Annotated in this window: 17 protein-coding genes; 10 read left to right on the forward strand and 7 right to left on the reverse strand. The window is 59.3% G+C overall.

Annotated features, from left to right (window positions below; genetic code table 11):
- Nucleotides 1–116: 116 nt before the first annotated feature.
- Nucleotides 117–563 (reverse strand): homoprotocatechuate degradation operon regulator HpaR, encoded by a 447-nt coding sequence (gene hpaR, locus Q4577_RS02890; protein WP_303468818.1) that lies wholly within the window; start codon nucleotides 561–563, stop codon nucleotides 117–119.
- A 106-nt stretch (nucleotides 564–669) separates the two neighbouring features.
- On the opposite strand from hpaR, the gene Q4577_RS02895 reads away from it, so the two are divergent.
- The 10 genes from Q4577_RS02895 to Q4577_RS02940 all read left to right on the forward strand — a co-directional run bounded on the left by Q4577_RS02895 (nucleotide 670) and on the right by Q4577_RS02940 (nucleotide 11953).
- Nucleotides 670–1059 carry a 5-carboxymethyl-2-hydroxymuconate Delta-isomerase gene (locus Q4577_RS02895; RefSeq protein ID WP_303468817.1) on the forward strand — a complete coding sequence of 130 codons (390 nt, stop codon included), beginning with the start codon at nucleotides 670–672 and terminating at the stop codon, nucleotides 1057–1059.
- A complete protein-coding gene (gene hpaE / locus Q4577_RS02900; protein WP_303468816.1) occupies nucleotides 1056–2579 on the forward strand; it encodes a 5-carboxymethyl-2-hydroxymuconate semialdehyde dehydrogenase in 1524 nt (507 codons plus the stop codon). The genes Q4577_RS02895 and hpaE overlap by 4 nt, the downstream gene beginning before the upstream one ends.
- A gap of 139 nt (nucleotides 2580–2718) precedes the next feature.
- Nucleotides 2719–3702 carry a 3,4-dihydroxyphenylacetate 2,3-dioxygenase gene (gene hpaD, locus Q4577_RS02905; RefSeq protein WP_303468815.1) on the forward strand — a complete coding sequence of 328 codons (984 nt, stop codon included), beginning with the start codon at nucleotides 2719–2721 and terminating at the stop codon, nucleotides 3700–3702.
- A gap of 124 nt (nucleotides 3703–3826) precedes the next feature.
- Nucleotides 3827–4684 carry a fumarylacetoacetate hydrolase family protein gene (locus Q4577_RS02910; RefSeq protein WP_303468814.1) on the forward strand — a complete coding sequence of 286 codons (858 nt, stop codon included), beginning with the start codon at nucleotides 3827–3829 and terminating at the stop codon, nucleotides 4682–4684.
- The gene (gene hpaH / locus Q4577_RS02915; RefSeq protein WP_303468813.1) at nucleotides 4681–5481 is read left to right on the forward strand and encodes a 2-oxo-hept-4-ene-1,7-dioate hydratase; all 801 of its coding nucleotides are present in this window, start codon (nucleotides 4681–4683) and stop codon (nucleotides 5479–5481) included. Before Q4577_RS02910 ends, hpaH begins: the two co-directional genes overlap by 4 nt.
- Before the next feature lie 139 nt (nucleotides 5482–5620).
- Nucleotides 5621–7246, forward strand: coding sequence for a thiamine pyrophosphate-dependent enzyme (locus Q4577_RS02920; protein ID WP_303468812.1), 1626 nt, complete (start codon nucleotides 5621–5623; stop codon nucleotides 7244–7246).
- A gap of 319 nt (nucleotides 7247–7565) precedes the next feature.
- On the forward strand, nucleotides 7566–8660 hold the full coding sequence (locus tag Q4577_RS02925; protein WP_244688953.1) for an ABC transporter ATP-binding protein: 1095 nt from the start codon (nucleotides 7566–7568) through the stop codon (nucleotides 8658–8660).
- Nucleotides 8661–8717: 57 nt separating this feature from the next.
- Nucleotides 8718–9761, forward strand: a complete 1044-nt coding sequence (locus Q4577_RS02930; RefSeq protein WP_244688952.1) for an ABC transporter substrate-binding protein — start codon at nucleotides 8718–8720, stop codon at nucleotides 9759–9761.
- Between the two features lie 98 nt (nucleotides 9762–9859).
- On the forward strand, nucleotides 9860–11101 hold the full coding sequence (locus Q4577_RS02935) for an ABC transporter permease (RefSeq protein ID WP_303468811.1): 1242 nt from the start codon (nucleotides 9860–9862) through the stop codon (nucleotides 11099–11101).
- A 3-nt stretch (nucleotides 11102–11104) separates the two neighbouring features.
- Nucleotides 11105–11953 (forward strand): ABC transporter permease, encoded by an 849-nt coding sequence (locus tag Q4577_RS02940; protein ID WP_303468810.1) that lies wholly within the window; start codon nucleotides 11105–11107, stop codon nucleotides 11951–11953.
- A 54-nt stretch (nucleotides 11954–12007) separates the two neighbouring features.
- Here the strand turns inward: Q4577_RS02940 and nagA are convergent, their stop codons facing one another.
- From nagA to Q4577_RS02970, 6 genes are all read right to left on the reverse strand, one after another.
- A complete protein-coding gene (nagA, locus tag Q4577_RS02945) occupies nucleotides 12008–13159 on the reverse strand; it encodes an N-acetylglucosamine-6-phosphate deacetylase (protein WP_303468809.1) in 1152 nt (383 codons plus the stop codon).
- Nucleotides 13160–13532: 373 nt separating this feature from the next.
- The gene (locus tag Q4577_RS02950; RefSeq protein WP_303468808.1) at nucleotides 13533–14555 is read right to left on the reverse strand and encodes an ABC transporter ATP-binding protein; all 1023 of its coding nucleotides are present in this window, start codon (nucleotides 14553–14555) and stop codon (nucleotides 13533–13535) included.
- Nucleotides 14552–15634, reverse strand: coding sequence for an ABC transporter ATP-binding protein (locus Q4577_RS02955; protein ID WP_303468806.1), 1083 nt, complete (start codon nucleotides 15632–15634; stop codon nucleotides 14552–14554). The genes Q4577_RS02950 and Q4577_RS02955 overlap by 4 nt, the downstream gene beginning before the upstream one ends.
- A 38-nt stretch (nucleotides 15635–15672) precedes the next feature.
- Nucleotides 15673–16818 carry an ABC transporter permease gene (locus tag Q4577_RS02960; RefSeq protein ID WP_244688947.1) on the reverse strand — a complete coding sequence of 382 codons (1146 nt, stop codon included), beginning with the start codon at nucleotides 16816–16818 and terminating at the stop codon, nucleotides 15673–15675.
- Nucleotides 16811–17812, reverse strand: a complete 1002-nt coding sequence (locus Q4577_RS02965; protein WP_303468805.1) for an ABC transporter permease — start codon at nucleotides 17810–17812, stop codon at nucleotides 16811–16813. Before Q4577_RS02965 ends, Q4577_RS02960 begins: the two co-directional genes overlap by 8 nt.
- Before the next feature lie 87 nt (nucleotides 17813–17899).
- Nucleotides 17900–19912 (reverse strand): ABC transporter substrate-binding protein, encoded by a 2013-nt coding sequence (locus Q4577_RS02970; RefSeq protein WP_303468803.1) that lies wholly within the window; start codon nucleotides 19910–19912, stop codon nucleotides 17900–17902.
- Nucleotides 19913–20001: the final 89 nt, after the last annotated feature.

Below are 20001 nucleotides of genomic sequence, written 5' to 3' on the forward strand. Positions count from 1 at the left end.
GTCAGGCTTTGCTTCCAGGCCCCACGGTGACACTTCTGCTTTGCAAACCCGGTGACATTTCAACTTGGTTGCAACAGGGTGCTGTTGCGCGCACCTTTGAAGTGCGATTTCGGGGCTCAGGTATCGCCGTTGGAATTGGCCGGGTCGAGCATCGCCAGAAGATCCAGCAACGTCTCATAGTTTTCCGGCCCAAGCCGGGATTTGAAGCCGACCACAATCCGGGCCGCTTCTTCGGAATGGTCGTCGATGATTTTCTTGCCGACCTCGGTGATTGCAACGATTTGTTTGCGGCGATCCACGGCGTCCCGCGTTTGGGTGACCAGCCCGCCCTTGTTCAACGTGGTCACAATGCGCGTCAGGCTGGGAAACAAAAGACTGGCCCGATCAGCAAGTGTTTTGGAATCCAGCGGCCCACATTCCGTCAGCACCCGCAGCACCCGCCATTGCTGTTCCGTGATGGATGTTTCGCTCAGCATTTCACGGATCGGCGACATCACACCCTCGCGGGCGCGCACCAGTGCGATGGGCAAAGATCTGGACGTTGAAGGCAGTTTGGTGGCCATGGCACGCTCGCGTCTTGTCGAAATCGTCTTTCCCTATGCCGAAAGATGCTTGACAGGCATAGCTGTATTTACTTAACTTCGCAATGATTAATAAGTTAAGGAAATCATGCCCCACTTTCATATCGAATATTCAGCCAACCTGGACGGCGCGGTCGACATGGCCGCATTGTGCGAAGCGATCCGGGCATGTGCGGCCGATACTGCCACCTTTCCAACGGCGGGCATACGCGTGCGTGCCACCCGCGTTGATCATGTGGCAATGGCCGATGGAAATCCGAACCATGGTTTCATCGACATGTCCATTCGGCTGCGAGAGGGGCGATCCGAGGCGGTCAAGGAGGATGCGGTCAATCGCATCTTTGCCTGCCTCAAGGATTTCTTGGCCCCGGCGATGGCGACCCGTTCCATCGCGCTCTCGGCCGAGATCAGAGACATCAACGCCGCGCTTTCGCCGAAATTCGGAAATGTCCGTGATCACCTGGAGGACACGCCATGAGCGTATTTGACGACAATCTTGCCAAGCTGGATGGATATCTGGCGCGGTTTCGCGACACGGGCATCCTTAATCGGGTGGGCGGACAGGACGTGGCGGGCAGCGGTGGCACATTCATAAACACCTCGCCTGTTGATACGTCGCTGATTTGCGATGTGGCCCATGGCACCGCCGCAGACATCGACGCGGCGGCGAATGCTGCGCATGATGCCTTTGCCGCGTGGCGCGACATGCCGGCGCTGGAGCGCAAGAAAATCCTGATCCGCATCGCCGAAGGGATCGAGGCCCGGGCCGAAGAAATCGCGCTGTGCGAATGCTGGGATACCGGGCAGGCCTATAAATTCATGTCCAAGGCGGCGCTGCGTGGGGCCGAGAACTTTCGCTATTTCGCCGATCAGGTGGTGCAGGCGCGCGATGGTCAGCACCTGAAATCCCCTACCCTGATGAACATCACGACGCGGGTGCCGATTGGACCGGTCGGGGTGATCACGCCCTGGAACACGCCCTTCATGCTGTCGACGTGGAAAATCGCGCCGGCGCTGGCGGCAGGTTGCACCGTGGTGCACAAACCGGCCGAGGCGTCGCCGCTGACCGCGCGGCTGTTGGTTGAAATTGCCGAAGAAGCGGGCCTGCCGCCCGGCGTGCTCAACACCGTCAACGGCTTTGGCGAAGATGCGGGCAAGGCGCTCTGCGAACATCCAAAGATCAAGGCCATCGCCTTTGTCGGGGAAAGCCGCACCGGCAGTCTGATCACCAAACAGGGCGCTGATACGCTGAAGCGCAATCATCTGGAACTGGGCGGCAAGAACCCGGTCATCGTCTTTGACGATGCTGATCTGGACCGTGCGCTGGATGCGGCGATTTTCATGATCTATTCGATCAATGGCGAGCGCTGCACCTCGTCCTCGCGCCTGTTGGTGCAGGACACGATCCGCCAGGAATTCGAGGCCAGGCTGATCGAACGGGTCAACAACATCAGGGTTGGTCACCCGCTGGACCCGACGACCGAAGTTGGCCCGCTTGTCACCGAGGAACACTTCAACAAGGTCACCAGCTATTTCGACATCGCCAAACAGGACGGCGCCACGATTGCCGCCGGTGGTGAGGCCGTTGATGGCAAGGGCTATTTCGTGCGCCCGACCCTGTTCACCGGCGCGCATAACGGCATGCGCATCGCACAAGAGGAAATTTTTGGCCCGGTGCTGACCTCGATCCCCTTCTCGACCGAAGAAGAGGCGTTGCAGATCGCCAATGATATTCCTTACGGCCTGACCGGCTATGTCTGGACCAATGATCTGACCCGCGCGCTGCGCTTTACCGACAGGCTCGAGGCTGGAATGATCTGGGTGAATTCGGAAAATGTCCGCCACCTTCCCACGCCATTTGGCGGGGTCAAGGCCAGCGGCATCGGGCGCGACGGCGGCAATTGGTCGTTTGATTTCTATATGGAACAGAAGCACATCGGTTTCGCCCTTGGACACCACAAGATCACGAAACTCGGCGCTCAAGCAGCGAAGCGATAGCGCAAATAGATACGCCGCGCTCAAGTAGCAAAGCGGTAGCGCAAATAGTCACGCCGCGCTCAAGTCGCAAAGCGGTAGCGCAAATAGTCACGCCGCGCTCAAGTAGCGAAGCGGTAGCGCAATTCATGGGAGCAACCTGATGCCTGTACCTGCACCGAACCTCTACCCTGATTTCAATACCATCCGGCTTAGCCATGTGTGCCTGAACGTCCGGGATCTTGCGGCGTCAAAGAGGTTTTACACCGAAATCCTTGGCCTGCAGCTGACGGATGAAAGCGACAGCCACATCTATCTGCGGGCGATGGAGGAGCGGGGGCATCATTGCATCATCCTGCAAAAATCCGATCAGCCCGGCACGGTCGAAGTCATGGGGTTCAAGACCTTTGACGACGCCGATCTGGATCGGGCCGAGGCCTATTTTGCCGCCAAGGGCCGCCCCACCGAATGGGTCGAGCGCCCCTATCAGGGGCGCACCCTGTTGACGTCGGACAACATGGGCATTCCGCTGGAATTCTATCACAAAATGGACCGGTTGGCGCCGATCCATCAGAAATATGCGCTATATCGCGGGGTAAAACCGCTGCGGATCGACCACTTCAACTGCTTCAGCCATGATGTTGATGCCTCGGTTGCGTTTTATTCCGACTTTGGCTTCCGGGTGACCGAATATACCGAGGATGAAGACAGCAAGAAGCTTTGGGCGGCATGGATGCATCGCAAGGGCGGCGTGCATGATATGGCCTTTACCAATGGCACCGGCCCGCGCATGCATCATGTGGCGTTCTGGGTTCCGACGCCGCTGAACATCATTGACCTGCTCGATCTGATGGCGACCAGCGGCTATGTTGATAATATCGAACGCGGGCCGGGGCGGCACGGTATTTCCAACGCGTTTTTCCTCTATATCCTTGACCCCGATGGCCACCGGATCGAAATCTATTGCTCGGATTATCAAACGGTTGATCCCGATCTGGAACCGATCAAATGGGATCTTCAGGATCCCCAACGCCAGACGCTCTGGGGGGCGCCCGCGCCAGAATCCTGGTTCAAACATGGTTCGAAATTCGTTGGCGTTGCGACCCGCGAGTCCGACATCGAAGCCAGCCCGATCATCGCACCATGAGGGGGCTGGACGTGCAGACCCCGTCGCGGTTGCGACCGGCGGTGCCTGCTGATCTGGCGCGCGAAGATAGTCCCGAGATCAAATTTATCTGCATGGGCGGGATCACCCCCGTCGAGGAGGCCGAATGACCCGCTTTGCAACCTACAGCGCCGGGGGTAAAACCCATTATGGTGCGGTGACGGACACCGGGATGATCGCCCTTGATGATACCTGTCCGCAGTGGCCGACCCTGTTTGATGCTGTTCAGGTCGGCGCGCTTGACCAACTGGCGCAGGCAGCGGACGGCAAGCCCGTCACCCACAAAGATTTCCAATATGAAATGGTCCTGCCCAACGCCCGCCGCATCCTCTGTGTCGGGGTGAATTTTCCCGATCGGAATGCGGAATACAAAGACGGATCGGAGCAGCCGAAATACATGTCGCTGTTTCCACGCTTTGCCAGCGGGTTCACCGGCCACGACCGGCCCCTGATCCGCCCACCGGAAAGCCCGCAGCTGGACTACGAAGGCGAGGTCGCGGTTGTCATCGGCAAAGGCGGCCGCCGCATCGCACAGGCCGATGCCTATGACCATATCGCCGCGCTGACGCTGTGCAACGAAGGCACCATTCGCGATTGGGTCCGGCATGCCAAATTCAACGTCACGCAGGGCAAGAATTGGGACAATTCCGGGTCTATGGGGCCTTGGCTGGTGCCTTTTACCGATGCCGCACAACTGGAGGATGCGCGTATCATCACGCGGGTCAACGGCGCGGTCCGGCAGGATGATGTCCTTGCCCGGATGATGCATCCAATCCGGCGCGAGATCGAATATATCTCGACTTTCATGACCTTGCAGCCCGGCGATATCATCGTCACAGGCACCCCCACCGGATCCGGTGCGCGGCTCGATCCGCCACAGTTTCTTGTCCCCGGTGACATTGTCGAGGTCGAGGTCAACGGCATCGGCACCCTGCGCAACACGGTTCAGGACGAAACACCATGACGCCCGAAGATCACACAGCGGCGGCGGCGGATCTGCTGGCGGCGGAAACGACAGGTCAGCAGATCGGTTTGCTGAGCCTGCGCCATCCCGAAATGAACATGGATGATGCCTATGCGGTGCAAAATGCCATCCATCAGGCCAAGACCGATGCCGGGCGTCGGGTGATCGGCTGGAAGATCGGGTTGACGTCCAAGGCCATGCAATATGCGCTGAACATCGACATTCCCGACAGCGGTATTTTGTTCGATGACATGCCCTTTGATCACGGGGCGGTTGTGCCCGCGGGGCGGTTCATCCAACCCCGGATCGAGGCCGAGATCGCCTTTGTGATGAAATCCGCGATTGGCGGTGCGGATGTGACCCGCGCGGATGTTCTGGCGGCAACCGATTACGTGGCGCCCTCGATTGAAATCCTCGACACCCGCATTCTGCGCGCCGATCCCGACACCGGCCAGACGCGCGTTGTGTTCGACACCATCGCCGACAATGCCGCCAATGCCGGGGTGGTTCTGGGGCCGCAGCGCCATGCGCCGGACGCCTTTGATCTGCGTTGGGTCGGGGCAATCACATCGCGCAACCATGTGGTCGAGGAAACAGGTCTGGGCGCGGGGGTGTTGAACGATCCGGTCGCAAGCGTGATCTGGTTGGCCCGTCGTATGGCGCAATACGGCCAGAGCATTGAACCCGGCCAGATCATCCTGTCCGGCAGTTTCATTCGCCCCATCGAATGCCCCCCCGGCACCGAGATCACCGCAGATTTCGGGCCTTTTGGCGATGTTGCCATCGCTTTTGCCTAGGGGCGTCCCATGCCCCCGAGTGCCGGGGCGGTGTCACATGATCCGGGCGCTGCGTCGGGTTTTGCAATGCGGGTCGGCACCAATATACTGATGCGATTGTGCCCGTGATCGCCAAACAATTCACGAAAGAGAACCAGATATGGCCAAGCTGACAACCGGTGAAGTGATCGCCAAATCCTTGACCGCAAATGGTGTCGATACGGTGTTCGGCATCCCCGGAGCGCATATGTATGATTTCAATGATGCGTTGGCACGACAGGACGGGATACGGTTCATCCATACTCGCCACGAACAGGGCGCGGGATATATGGCCTATGGCTATGCCCGTTCGTCGGGCAAGCCGGGGGTCTATACTGTGGTGCCGGGTCCGGGGCTGCTGAATTCTGGCGCGGCGCTGTGTACCGCATATGGGGCCAATTCGCCGGTCATGTGCATCACCGGCAACATCATGTCGCATCTGATCGGACAAGGGCGCGGGCAATTGCATGAACTTCCCGATCATCTTGGCACGCTGAAGGGGCTGACAAAATGGGCGGATCGGATAAACCACCCAACCGAGGCCGGGGCCACCATGGATGCCGGATTTCAGCGCATGTCATCCGGGCGGCCCGGTCCCGTCGGCATTGAAACGCCCTGGGATGTGTTTGGCATGGCCGCCGAGGTACCTGAGCCCGTCGCCAGCACCGCCGTTGCGGCCCCGACGCCCGACCCGGATGCCATCGCGGCCGCCGCCGACATGATTGCCAAGGCGAAAAACCCGATGATCATGGTTGGAAGTGGCGCCTGGGACGCGAGCGCAGAGGTGCGCGCATTGGCGCGCCTGTTGCAGGCCCCGGTCACCGCCCACCGTCAGGGCAAGGGTGTGATGTCCGAGGATGATGATCTCGCGTTGCTGCCGCCCGCCGCATGGAAATTCTGGCCGAAATGCGATCTTTTGATCGGCATCGGGTCGCGGTTGGAATTGCAGCACTTCCGCTGGCGCTGGTTCCCGGAAGGGTTGAAAACCCTTCGGATCGACATTGATCCCACTGAATTCGTGCGGCTCAAACCGGATCACGGCGTTGTTGCCGATGCGGGTGAGGCCACGCGCGCCCTGATCGACGCCCTGGGGGATCGCATTGACGGCCGGGCCAGTCGCAGCGCCGAATATCGCGCGCTGACGGTGGCCGCCGACGCGGATCTTGCCACGGTGCAACCGCAGCAGGGCTATCTCAAGGTTATTCGGGACGCCCTGCCCCGCGATGGTTTCTTTGTCGAAGAAGTCAGCCAGGTCGGCTTTACCGCGCGCATGTGTTTTCCGGTGTATGAACCGCGCCAATATGTGACCTGTGGCTATCAGGACAATCTGGGGTTCGGGTTCAATACCGCCCTGGGGGTCAAGGTCGCGAACCCGGACAAGGCGGTGATTTCGATCTCGGGCGATGGCGGGTTCATGTTCGGAGTGCAGGAACTGGCCACCGCCGCCCAGCATGGGATCAATGTGGTGGCGGTGGTGTTCAACAACGCGGCCTATGGCAATGTGCGCCGGGATCAGCAAACCGTGTATGACAATCGCCTGCTGGGCGCGGATCTGGAGAACCCGGATTTCGTGGCATTGGCGCAAAGCTTTGGCGTGCGCGGGATTCGGGCCACGGACCCTGCCGAGCTGAAACAGGCGTTGACCGAAGCGCTAAGCGCCGAGGCGCCGGTTGTGATCGAAGTGCCGGTTCCGCGCGGCGGTGACGCGTCCCCCTGGCCCTTTATTCATCCGGCGGCGCCAGAGTAACGGCACAACACATCCATTGGACAGAAAACGGCCCTGATCCCGACTGCAGGGCCGTTTTGCCCGTTTGTCTATTTAATCATCAAGATGGATTAAATCTTGGCGCAGGGTTCCTTTTCGACCGGCCGCGGCCGCAGCCAGCAAAACCCGGCCTTGAAACCCCCGCCGATTGCCGGCGTTCCGTTGCGGCGTGGGGTGTGCCGGATGCGCGCGGTGATCGCTTTTTGATCGCTGCCATCTCGGATGTCACAACATTCGCAACAGGTGATTGTCAAATGTCATTACACCTGATTAAGTCGCGTAAGAGGGTGGTGACGTAATGATGAAAGATCTGAATATCGATACCTTTCTGAAGTTTGACGACGTCAAGAAAAGCTACGACCAGAAGAATCTGGTGGTCAAAGGCTTTAACATGGACGTCCAAGAGGGCGAGTTCATAACGCTGCTCGGGCCATCGGGGTCGGGCAAGACAACGGTCCTGATGATGCTGGCCGGATTTGAAAGCGTCACATCGGGCGATATCGCCATCGCCGGAAAATCCATCAACCGCACGGCCCCCTATCGCCGCAATATCGGCATGGTCTTTCAGAACTATGCGCTGTTTCCCCATATGACGGTGGCGGAAAATCTGGCCTATCCATTGGCCGTGCGCAAAATGCCAAAGGACAAGATCAAGGCACAGGTGGCGGAATATCTGAACCTGGTGGAATTGTCGGCCTTCGGGGATCGTCGCCCCGGCCAGCTTTCGGGGGGTCAGCGCCAGCGTGTCGCCCTGGCCCGCGCGATGATCTTTGAACCGACCCTGATTTTGATGGATGAACCGCTGGGCGCGCTCGACAAGAATCTGCGCGAACAGATGCAGTATGAAATCACCCGCCTGCACAAGCAGATGGGGTTCACCGTGATCTATGTGACCCATGATCAGGCCGAGGCGCTGTCTATGTCGAGCCGGATCGCCGTGTTCAACGACGGTGTGGTCCAGCAATGCGCGCCCCCGGCCGAGCTTTATGAACGTCCGGCCAATGCGTTTGTTGCCGACTTTATCGGCGAAAACAATTTTGTCCCCGGCCGGGTCGAAAGCATCGACGGCGCAACCGCGAAAATCGTCACCGACGGCGGCACCATCGTTGCCCAGGCAACAGCGGATCTGACCGTCGGCGGTGCCTGTCGCGTGTCTGTGCGCCCGGAAAAGCTTTTCTTTCCGCCATCGACCCATGCGCATGACAACGCCCTGACCGTTCGGTTCGAAACCCGGATCTATGTCGGTGATTTCATTCGTTATTATTTCAAGCTGCCTGATGGCACCGACATCATTGTCAAAATCTTGAACGACCTTTCTGCGCCGGAATTTACCGATGGCGCGGAGGCCCAGCTGCTTTGGTTGGCATCCGATTGCATCGCTTTCCAGGCGGGCTAGGCGACACAGGGCAAAACCGGGGTCCTGATAAATACCCGGACTGACAAGGAGAAACCGATGAAGAAACATCTGACGTTACTTGCGACTGTCGCGCTGCTCGCCAGCCCCGCAGTGGCGCAAGATCTCACCGTGACGTCCTTTGGCGGTGCCTATGGTGCGGCCCAGAAGGAACACATGATCGACCCCTTCGTAGCCGAGACCGGCGTCAATATCCTGTTCGAGGATTACGGCGGCGGCGTTGCGGAAATGAAGGCCCAGGTCGAGGCCGGCAATATCCAGTGGGATGTCGTGGATATCGAGGTGATTGACCTCGAACGCGCCTGTGCCGAAGGCTATCTTGAGGTGCTGGACCAAAGCGTTCTGCCCGATGGTGACGATGGCACCGCCGCTGCGGATGACTTCATCCCCGATGCTTTGGCCAATGAATGTGGCGTCGGCAATATCGTGTGGTCGGTTGTCTTTGCGGTGAACACCGAAAACGGCCCCGGTCCCGAATCGATTGCGGATTTCTTTGACACCGAGGCCTTCCCCGGCAAACGTGGTCTGCGCAAGCGTCCGCAGGTCAACATGGAATGGGCTCTGATCGCGGATGGCGTTGCCCCCGAAGATGTCTATGCCACCCTGTCCACCGACGAAGGTCAGGCCCGCGCATTTGCCAAGCTCGACACCATCAAGGACGATATCGTCTGGTATGACAGCTGGTCTCAGGCCCCCGTTCTGTTGAATGACGGTGGCGCGCAGATGGTGCAATCGGCCAATGGCCGGATCTTTGCCGCAATCAAGGACGACGGCGCACCGTTCAGCATCGTCTGGGACAGCCATGTCTATGACCTTGATGTCTGGGCCATCATGAAAGGGTCGCCGAACCTGGAAACCGCGATGGAATTCGTGAAATCCGCGACCCGCACCGTGCCGCTTTCGGGGATGCAGGACGTGGCCTATGGCCCGACCCGTAAATCCGCTCAGGCGCTGCTGCCGGAAAGCGTGAAACAGGATCTGCCCACCGCCCACCTCGACGAGGGTCTGAAGGCGGATGGTATCTTCTGGGCTGACTATGGCGAAAGCCTTGGCGAGAAGTTCAACGAATGGCTGCTGCAATAAGCCGCTGATCGTCGATCATCCAATCCTGTCCCTCGCGCCGTGTCGTGGCGCGGGGGATATCCCCCCAGATCATGCCAACCCTTAACCATGAATGGCCCATGACCGCAGCAACGCCAAATCTTGATCGTGCCGATGCCCGCAACGCAGCGCGCGAGGCGCGCAAGCGCAAGCTTCAGGCATTCCTGTTTGTCGTGCCGCTCTTGGTCTTTATCATCTTCGCCTTTGTGGCGCCGATCACGACGATGCTCTATCGCAGCATCCACAACCCCACGGTGGCCAATCTGGTGCCCGAAACGCTGGCGGCTCTGGCGGAATGGTCCGGCGATGACATGCCCGACGATGCCGTCCTGATCCAGTTCGCCGCAGACATGAAGCGGATGGCGAATGATCGCACATCCGGCAAGCTGGCCGATGAAATCAACCGCGCCCTGCCCGGCATGTCGAGCGTGGTAAAATCCACCGCACGCGCCCTGCGCCGGGTCGATGACGCCGAGATTGCCAGCAATGGCGCGACCCTGCTGAAAGACGCAAATGACCGCTGGGCCGATCCCGCCACATGGCGCGCGCTCAAGGCCGCGGGCAAGCCTTATACAGACAGCTATTACCTGACCTCTGTCGATCTTGAACGCGACGCGGATCGCAGCATCGTGCAGCGCGACACCCAGATCTACGTCAAGCTTTACACCAAAACCCTGCGCATGGCGTTGATCATCACGCTTCTGACCGTCCTGCTTGGCTATCCGCTGGCGTTCTATATGGCGCATGCCTCTGACAAGATGGCGAATTTCCTGATGGTCTTTGTCCTGCTGCCGTTCTGGACCTCGCTTCTGGTGCGGACAACGGCCTGGATCGCGCTGTTGCAAACCAATGGTGTGGTCAATTCGACGCTCATGGCGCTTGGCCTTGCCGATGAACCGCTGGAAATGCTGTATACCCAGTTTTCAACCGTCATCGCGATGACCCATATCCTGCTGCCGTTCATGGTGCTGCCGCTTTATTCGGTGATGCGTGGCATCGACCAAAGTTATATGCGCGCCGCCCTGTCGATGGGCAGCAAACCCTTGGGCGCGTGGTACAAGATCTATCTCCCGATGAGCCTGCCTGGCCTGTCCGCCGGGGCGCTTTTGGTGTTCATCATTTCGGTGGGCTATTACATCACGCCTGCGCTGGTTGGCGGCACCGACGGGCAGATGATTTCCAACATCATCGCCTTCCACATGCAAACCTCCAACAACTGGGAACTGGCCGCTGCGCTGGGTTCGCTTTTGCTGGTGATCATTTTGCTGCTGTACTGGCTGTTCGACCGGTTTGTCGGCGCAAGCAACATCAAGTTGGGATAAGGCATGAAACGCTTCCCCGAATATTTCACCTTTTGGCATATCGCGGGCCACTACGGGTTGCGGGTGTTCGCCTTTTTGGTGCTCTTGTTCCTGATGCTGCCGATCCTGGTGATCATGCCGCTTTCGTTCAACGCCGAGCCGTTTTTTACCTTTACCGAGGGCATGTTGGCGCTGGATGCCGAGGCCTATTCCATCCGTTGGTATCAGGAAATCCTTGACGATCAGAAATGGCTGCTGGCCATTCGCAACAGTTTTGTCGTTGGCTTTGCCGCCGCGACCATCGCCACGGTGCTTGGCACGGTGGCCGCTGTTGGCCTGTCGTCGCCCTGGATGCCCTATAAACGGATCATCACGGCGCTGTTGCTGTCGCCGATGATTGTGCCGCTGATCATCATCGCGGCGGGGATGTTTTTCTTTTACACCCAGTTCAATCTGGTCGGCACCTATGGCGGGTTGATCATTGCCCATGCCGCGCTGGGGGTGCCCTTTGTGATCATTACCGTGACCGCCACGCTCAGCGGCTTTGACCGGTCGTTGTTTGTCGCGGGGCTCAGCCTGGGGGCCTCTCCGGTCAAGGTGTTCTGGGACGTGGTCATTCCGCTGATCCGGCCGGGCGTGATTTCCGGTGGGCTTTTCGCCTTTGTCACCTCGTTTGACGAGGTGGTGCTGGTGCTGTTTCTGGCCGGCCCGGAACAACGCACCATTCCGCGCCAAATGTTTTCCGGGCTGCGCGAACAGATCAATCCAACCATCCTTGCGGTTGCGACCCTGCTTGTCGTGCTCTCGGCGGCGCTGCTGTTCACATTGGAAGCGCTGCGCAGACGTTCCGCAGCGATGAGCGGATCTGCCTGAAGCACAAGGGTGGTCCGCGTCGGGTCAATCCGGCCCCGGGCGCGCGGGCCAGTCTTAGTCCGCGCTGCCGCCGTATAGCACCGATTGGACATTCAAATCCTGATCCAGAAGCGTGAAACCGGCACGTTTTCCGATCTCGATCGTGCCGATCTCATGGTCCAGCCCAATCGCCCGCGCCGGGGTTTGCGTCGCCATCTGGATCGCCGTGCTCAGATCGCAGGCTGTCAGCCGTATCAGGGTGCGCACCGCGTCGATCATCGAAATATCCGCCCCGGCCAGCACGCCGGCGTCACTCATCAATCGGCCATCCTTGCGATGGATGCGGCGGCCCAACAGGTCAAATTCGGTCATCTGCGTGCCAAGCGGCATCATCGCGTCGCTGACCAGAAACAGCCGCTCTGGTCCGGCCATTGCAAGCGCGCTGCGCAGGTTTGCAGGATGCACATGGATGCCATCGGCAATTACGCCGGCAAACAAGGCCGGACAGTCGAACACCGCCCCGACAAGACCGGGTTCCCGGTTTGCCATTTGGCTCATCGCGTTGAACAGATGCGTCGCGCCACGCAGGCCAGATTTCTGGGCTTGGACGATTGTGTCGTATCGCGCCTCGCTATGTCCGGCAAACAGCCGCACGCCGCTGGCGGTCAATCGCTGCAAACGCGCCATTTCCGTTTCTTCCGGGGCAAGTGTCAGCAGGATTCGGACAGAGGCCTCGGTGATCAGCCGCTCGTCCGCGTCGTCGATCTTGCGAATGGCGGCGGGCGGATGAATGCCGGGGCGCGCAGGCGACAGAAACGGGCCTTCAAGGTGCAGACCAATGACGCCGATACAATGCGGGCTGGCCGCTTCGACCGCCGCGATCGCCCGCTGATAGCTGCGCCCCGCGTCGGTGATGAAGGTCGGAAGGAACCAGGCCGTGCCGCCGATCTGCGCCGCTTTGGCCATACAGTCCAGGGTGTCGCGCGTCGGGTCGTCATTGAACTGTCGCCCGCCTGCCCCGTTCAGTTGCAGATCGACCAGCCCCGGCACAAGAATGTCCGTCGCGATCCCGCTGGCCTCGTTTCCTCCGGCCACCTGCGGGGCTTTTGCTGCTGGCAGCACATCAAGGATCTCCGCCCCGCGAAACACCACGGCATGGTCGGGCAATGGCGCGCCGCCATCCCCCACATATAATTTCCGCGCCTTGATAACCTGAAGCCTATCCAAAACGTACCCCGTTGATGACTATGGCCAAGGTCAGGGCCCGGCTGTGCAAGCCAAGGTCGGCACCGGGAGTGTGCCCCCGGAAATGCGCGTTTTTGCCAATGCCCAACACGTGCCGATCCATACCTTCCCGCGCCGCGATGCCGTGGTTGTATCACAGCGCTGTTGCTTCGGGTTCGAAGCAACGTTTTATGGAATATGCGTCGTGTTGGGCGCGATGTTCAAGTGAGCAAAAGCCGGATCTGGCGTGGCATGGCGATTGGGTTCCGACGAAGGGACATGGTGGCCATGCCCCGTTCGGAAACCTTTATCCCGGATTTTCCCAATCTGTTGTTTTTCATACGTTTCTCCAGACATTCAATCCTGTGTGCAGGGGTCAGGTGACCGCGCCAACCAACGAAAGCTCTTGCGCGCGGTGACAGGCGACGTGATGACCGGGATTGATTTCCTGCCATTGCGGCGGGGTTTTGGTGCAGATGTCCTGCGCATGGGCGCAGCGATCCGCAAAGGGGCATCCGGCGCTGGTTCTGGTGGGATCGGGGGGATCCCCGCGCAAGGAGATGCGCGGCGATCTGGTGTCCGGGTCGGGGTTCGGGATCGCCGAAAGCAGCGCCTCGGTATAGGGATGTTTGGGCGCAGAGAACAATTCGTCGGTTGTGCCCAGTTCGACCAGCTGGCCCAGATACATGACCGCCACCCGATGCGAAATGTAGCGCACAACAGACAGGTCATGCGACACAAACAGATAGGCGATGCCGTATTCCTTTTGCAGATCCGACAGAAGGTTCAGGATCTGTGCCTTGACCGAAACATCCAGCGCCGAAACCGCCTCGTCACAGACCATGAGCCGGGGATTTGTGGCCAGGGCCCGCGCGATGCAGATCCTTTGCCGCTGTCCGCCACTAAAGGCATGTGGGTAACGGTTCAGGTAGCCGGTGTTCAGCCCGACAATGGTCATCAGTTCCGCCACCCGCGCCTTCATCTGTGACCGGCTCATCTCGCCTGCGACGCGCAGCGGTTCGGACACCAGTTCGAAAATCGTCATGCGCGGGTCAAGCGATCCATAGGGATCCTGAAACACCATCTGAAGTTCGGGGCGAATGGCGCGCAGGCTCTTGGCGTCCAGGGTGCGCAAATCCAGTTTGCCCCTGGAACTGGCGAATTGGATGCTGCCGCCACTGGGTTCAATCGCCCGCAACACACAGCGCCCCAGCGTGGTCTTTCCGCAGCCGCTTTCCCCGACAAGCCCCAGCGTTTCGCCAAAGCCGAGTTCGAATGAAACGCCGCGCAGCGCCTTGACCGGATTTCCCGCAGGTTTCAGGAAACCGCCCTTTACGCCAAAGGATTTCTCAAGATCATGAACTTCCAGAACCGCGTCCTGGGGGCCTGCATCCTTCATGTTCGTCCTCCCGAAAACAATGAACGCCGCGCGCGGGGGGCCGGGGCCTGCGGCAATGGGGGTTCTTTGGTGTCGCTGTTGTGGAAACACCGCACCATGTGGCCGTCTTCCACCGGGGTCATGGCGGGCACGCTTGTGTCGCATTTTCCGTCGATGGCCACCGGGCAGCGGCTGCGAAATCCGCATTGCCACGGCAGGCCGATTGGCACCGGAACGTTGCCCGGAATGGCCTGAAGCCGCTCTTGCCGCGCGCCTGACAGTTTTGGAAAGCTGTCGATCAGACCCTTGGTATAGGGATGGCAGGGATTTTTCAGCACCTGGCGCGTTGTGCCTGTTTCGACGATACGGCCCAGATACATCACCGCGATCCGTTGGGTGACTTCGGCGACAACCCCCAGATCATGGGTGATATAGAGGATCGACATCCCCATTTCTTCGCGCAGACCTTCCAGCAGTTCGAGGATCTGTGACTGCACCGTGACGTCCAGCGCGGTTGTCGGCTCATCCGCGATCAGCAGATCAGGATCACAGGCCAGCCCCATCGCGATCATCACCCTTTGTCGCATCCCGCCAGAGAGGTTGAACGGGTATTCTCGGAACCTTTGCTGCGGGTTGGTGATCTGCATCCGCTCAAGATAGTGCAGCGCGATGTCGCGCGCTTCGGCCTTGTCGCGGGTGCGGTGCAGCATGACCGCTTCGACGATCTGATCGCCGATCCGATGCACCGGTGACAGGCTGGTCATCGGCTCTTGAAAGATCATGGCAATCCGGCCGCCGCGGATCTTGCGGATCAGCCCGCCCCGCGTGTTGATCCGGGCCAGATCCACCCCACCGTCAGACCCCTGTTCGGCACCGCCCGGCGCGTTCAACATGATCGAACCGTTCACGATATTGCCGGGGTTGGGCACAATCCGCATGATCGCCTGGGCGGTGACGCTTTTGCCCGACCCGCTTTCCCCGACAATTCCAAACGACTCTCCTGCGTTGAGCGAAAGATTGACCCCGTTGACGGCATTCAGGGTCGCACGCCCAAGGTCGAATTCGACGCGAAGGTCCTTGATGCTCAAAAGTTCCTGCATTGGTCTTCCCGTTTTAGTGGCGTTTGCATCCATGACGATCACCGATAGGGGTCAACGGCATCGCGCAGACCGTCACCGACAAAGTTGAAGCAGATGACCGTCAGCACGACAAAGGCACCGGGGATCAAAAGCCAGGGGCTTTGCGACAGGGCATTCGGGCTTTGTGCCGCTTGCAAGAGCACGCCCCAGCTGACCGCCGGTGGTTTGATACCGATCTGAAGAAAGCTCAGCGCCGTTTCGGCAATGATCATCGCCGGCACGCCCAGCGTGATGCTGACAATCAGATAGCTGGCAAAGGAGGGCAGGATATGACGCCGGATGATCTGCATCGTCGGCACCCCCATCAGGCGCGCCGCCATGACGAAATCAGCCTCGCGGATTTCAAGCGTCTTGCCGCGCACCACCCTTGCCAGATTGGCCCAGCCGACAACCGACAGCACAATGGTGATCCCGAAAAACACCTGGGTGCTCGACCATTCCTGGGGCATTGCGGCGGCCAACGCCATCCAGAGCGGAATGCTGGGAATGCTCAGCACGAATTCGATCAACCGTTGAATGGCAATGTCGATGGTGCCGCCGAAATAGCCCGACAACCCGCCCATGAAACTGCCGATCAGGAAGCTCAGCATCACACCGGCAATGCCGATGAACAGGGAAATCTGCGACGCGGCAATGGTGCGCGAAAAAAGACATCGGCCAAATTCATCGGTGCCAAAGGGAAACCAGACCCCCGGCGCCTCGACCCCAACCAGATGCCGGCCCAGCGTCAGCGCCCCCCAGAGGTTTTCATTCTCGCGCTGGGGAAAGAACCGGATCGGGTGGCGCACGGCCTCGTCCCGGACATAGGTTTTTTCCCATGTCTCATCGTCGATTTCCTGGCGCACGCCATAGACAAAGGGCCGCAGCGAGAAATTACCCGCAGCATCGACAAAGTGAATGCCCTGCGGCGGCATCAGGATGTAATCGGTGTGGGTTTCGTTATGGGTGTTGACCGAAAAGAAACCGGGAAACAGCGCCAGCGTGTAAAGCACCGCCAAGATGGTCAGCCCCGCCATGGCAAGCCTGTGTTTCTTGAACTTGAACCTGATCAGGCTCCATTGCGAGGCGGCGAAATAATCGTCTGCCGCCTTGGTCGAAGTGTCGTTGGACGCAGTGTCGTCGTTGAGGGTCAGGTTGTCAGCCACGGATTTCCGACCTTTCTAGCTTGATCCTTGGGTCAACAAGGACGAGCAGCAAATCTGCGATTGTGCTGCCGATGATCACGAGGAATGAGAGGAACATCAGGATGGTCGCCGACAGGAAGGTGTCCTGGCTGATCAACGCGCGCAGCAGCATCGGCCCCGCAGTCGGCAGTCCCAGCACGACGGCGGTCACGGTGGCGGCCGAAATCGTCGCGGGCAGCACCATCGCCATTTCACTGATGATCGGGTTCAATGCCAGCCGCACAGGATATTTGAACAGCAACTTGCGTTCACCCACGCCCTTGGCGCGTGCGGTCACAACGTATTGTTTGCGCAACTCGTCCAACAGCGATGCCCGCATCACCCGGACCACGCCGGCGGCCATATAGGTGCTGACAATCAGGATCTGCGTCGGCAAGTGCCAAAGCATGTCGACAAACTTGGCCAGGCTCCAGGGCGCCAGCAGGAATTCGTCGGAATTCAGGCCCGTCAGGTCGATGCCGAACCATGTCGTCGCGATATAAAGCGTCACCAGCGCCAGCAGGAAACTTGGCGTCGCCAGCCCCAGCAGGCTCAGGAAGGTGACGGTGTGATCGCCGACCGAATATTGATGCGTGGCCGAATAGACCGCGATCGGAATGGCGATGGCATAGGTCACCAGAACGATCAGGACGGCAATAAAGGCATCCAGGATCAAAGGTTCCACAACCAGATCGCTGACCGGGCGGTTCCATTCAAAGGAATAGCCGAAATCACCCACCAAAAAGCCAGAGATCCAGCGGAAATATCGAAGATAGCTCGGCAGATCGAGACCGTATTGCTGTCGCAACGCCTCCAGCTGCTCGACAGATACCTTTGAACCGGATTGTTCCAGCGCGGCCACCACCGACGTCAGATAGTCGCCAGGCGGCAGTTCGATGACCAGGAAAGAAACGATCGAAATCAGCCACAGCAGGATCAGGGCGTATATCAATCGTTTGAGGATGTATTTTGCCATTTTGGGGCCTCATGCTTGCGGATCGGGGCCGCATAGGTCCACGGAGGGGGATGGCCGCCCCGGATGTGGGGCGGCCAAGTTTGACGGCTATTGGCTGGCTTCGGTGTCGAACCAGAACTGCTCTGGGAGGAACTGAGTCCATTGGTGGAACACCGAGTCCCAAACATCGCCGTCTTTGGGGCCGTTGCGTGCCTGCTTGGAAATCAGCAGGGGTTGCGGCGGCAGACCAACGGTGCCGATGGCATACATGCCTTCCAGCTGGGCGGTGAACACAGCTTTGGCGGCCTCGTCGAATGCGGGATCATCCGGCGTCACCTGAAGGAATTTCTGGAAATCCTCTGCGGCTGTCTGCACCTCCAGCGGCGGTTCCGTGCCGGTTTCACCATTGCTGTCGAGCCAGGCCGCCCATTCCAGCGCGCCATAGCCATAATGCGGGGCATATTGGCTCATGTTTGCGGCGGCGCCCGACCACATGCCCGCCAGGTGAACCGAATAGGCCCATGCGGGGACATCCAACTGGCCGGCATTGCGTTGCTGTTGGAACAAACCGAATTCCACCAGTTTGGCACGGGTCCGCACGCCAACGGCATTCCAATCTTCGGTCACAAGCTCGACGATCTTGGCCCAGGCCGGTTCTGGCGGCGCTTGCACCATCTGCACGGTAAAGGGTTCGCCATCGGGGCCAAGCCGGTAACCGTCGCTGTCGCGTTCGGTCAGACCCATTTCATCCAACAGCTTGTTGGCCAGATCGCGGTCGAATTGGGCGTAATGTTCCCCCATCCAATCCTCGTAATAGGGATCTTGTGGCACCGGCGCGGCCTGACGCGCTGTGGCGCGACCGAAATACACCAGTTTGTTGATCCGCTCGCGGTCAATCGCAACCGACATCGCCTGACGGAACCGCAGATCGCCAAACACTTCGCGCTTGATCGGTTCTGGATGGTTCACGTTGAACGAAAAGACGAATTCGTTGCCGCGGTAATAGGTCACCAACTTGGTTTCATATCCGCCGACGTCTTCGTTTTTCTTGTAGGTGGTGTAATTGGCCAGCGATCCCCAGCCATAATGGGTGTAGCGCCCGGCGATTCCGCCCAGATCCTGCGCTTCGAGATTGGTCACCAACAGACGCTTCAGATCATCGACATAAGGCAGTTGGTTGCCCTCGGAATCCACCTTGAAGAAATAGGGATTGCGGGTGAATGTCTTGTTGCCGGCGCTGTCAACCGAAGAGAAGACATGGGTGCCGATTGTCGGCTGACCGGGCACCAGATCGCCGTCAAAATACCAATAGTTGCCATAGACCAGCATCTGGTTTTGCAGGTTCGTCACCCAGCTTTCAAAACCCGCCTCTTCGGCCAGCTTGTCAGCGTCGGGATTGATGGCGATGTCGAACTGGCCGATGTAATGTTTCGGCACCAGCCCCGACAAAACCGCCGCATTGGCCAGTTTCATCACAAAGGACGGGTTCGGAGCGGCAAATTCCCACTGGAAGGTGTAATTGTCGACCCGGTTGAATTTGACCAATTCACCGCCCGCAAACCAGCGCCGGTCGGGCGACGGCGTGACATCGGGATTGGTCAGGATGCGTTGATAGAAATATTCGACATCATCAACCGTCAGCGGCGTGCCGTCCGACCATTTCATGCCTTCGCGCAGTGTGATCGTCAGAACCTTGCCATCGTCGCTGAGCGAAAAGGATTCCGCCACATTGGGCACAACAGTCCGTAGATCGGTGTCGAACTTGAACAGCGTTTCAAGCCGCATCAACAGCGTGTCCCACCCGCGTGAGTTCGGCACCGTCGCAGGCGACACCATCGCGCCGCCGTATTTCCCGATCGAATCGGCCGGTACGATCACCGCCGGATTCTTGGGCAGACGTTCGGCCAGCGGTGGCAATTTGCCCGCCGCAACCATTTCGGCAAGCTCGGGCGCCTCGCTATAACCCGTCACCGACATGCCGGTGCTTTCAGAGAAAAACTCGGGCGTGGCATATTGCTCTGCCATGCCGCTTTCTGTCTGGGCGATGGCCGCATTTGATAGCAAAGCCGCCATGACAAATCCCGTGGCCAGCGATCCGCGGGCCAATGACTTAATCTTCATGTCGAAAAACTCCTCTCCTGTTTCTCGCGCCTATTTTGCAATCCGGGCTGATTGGCCGGACCACAATATTGACGCGACCAAGCCCTCCT

Origin of the sequence: Marinovum sp. 2_MG-2023 (assembly GCF_030548265.1) — a bacterium.
Taxonomy (GTDB): Bacteria; Pseudomonadota; Alphaproteobacteria; order Rhodobacterales; family Rhodobacteraceae; genus Marinovum.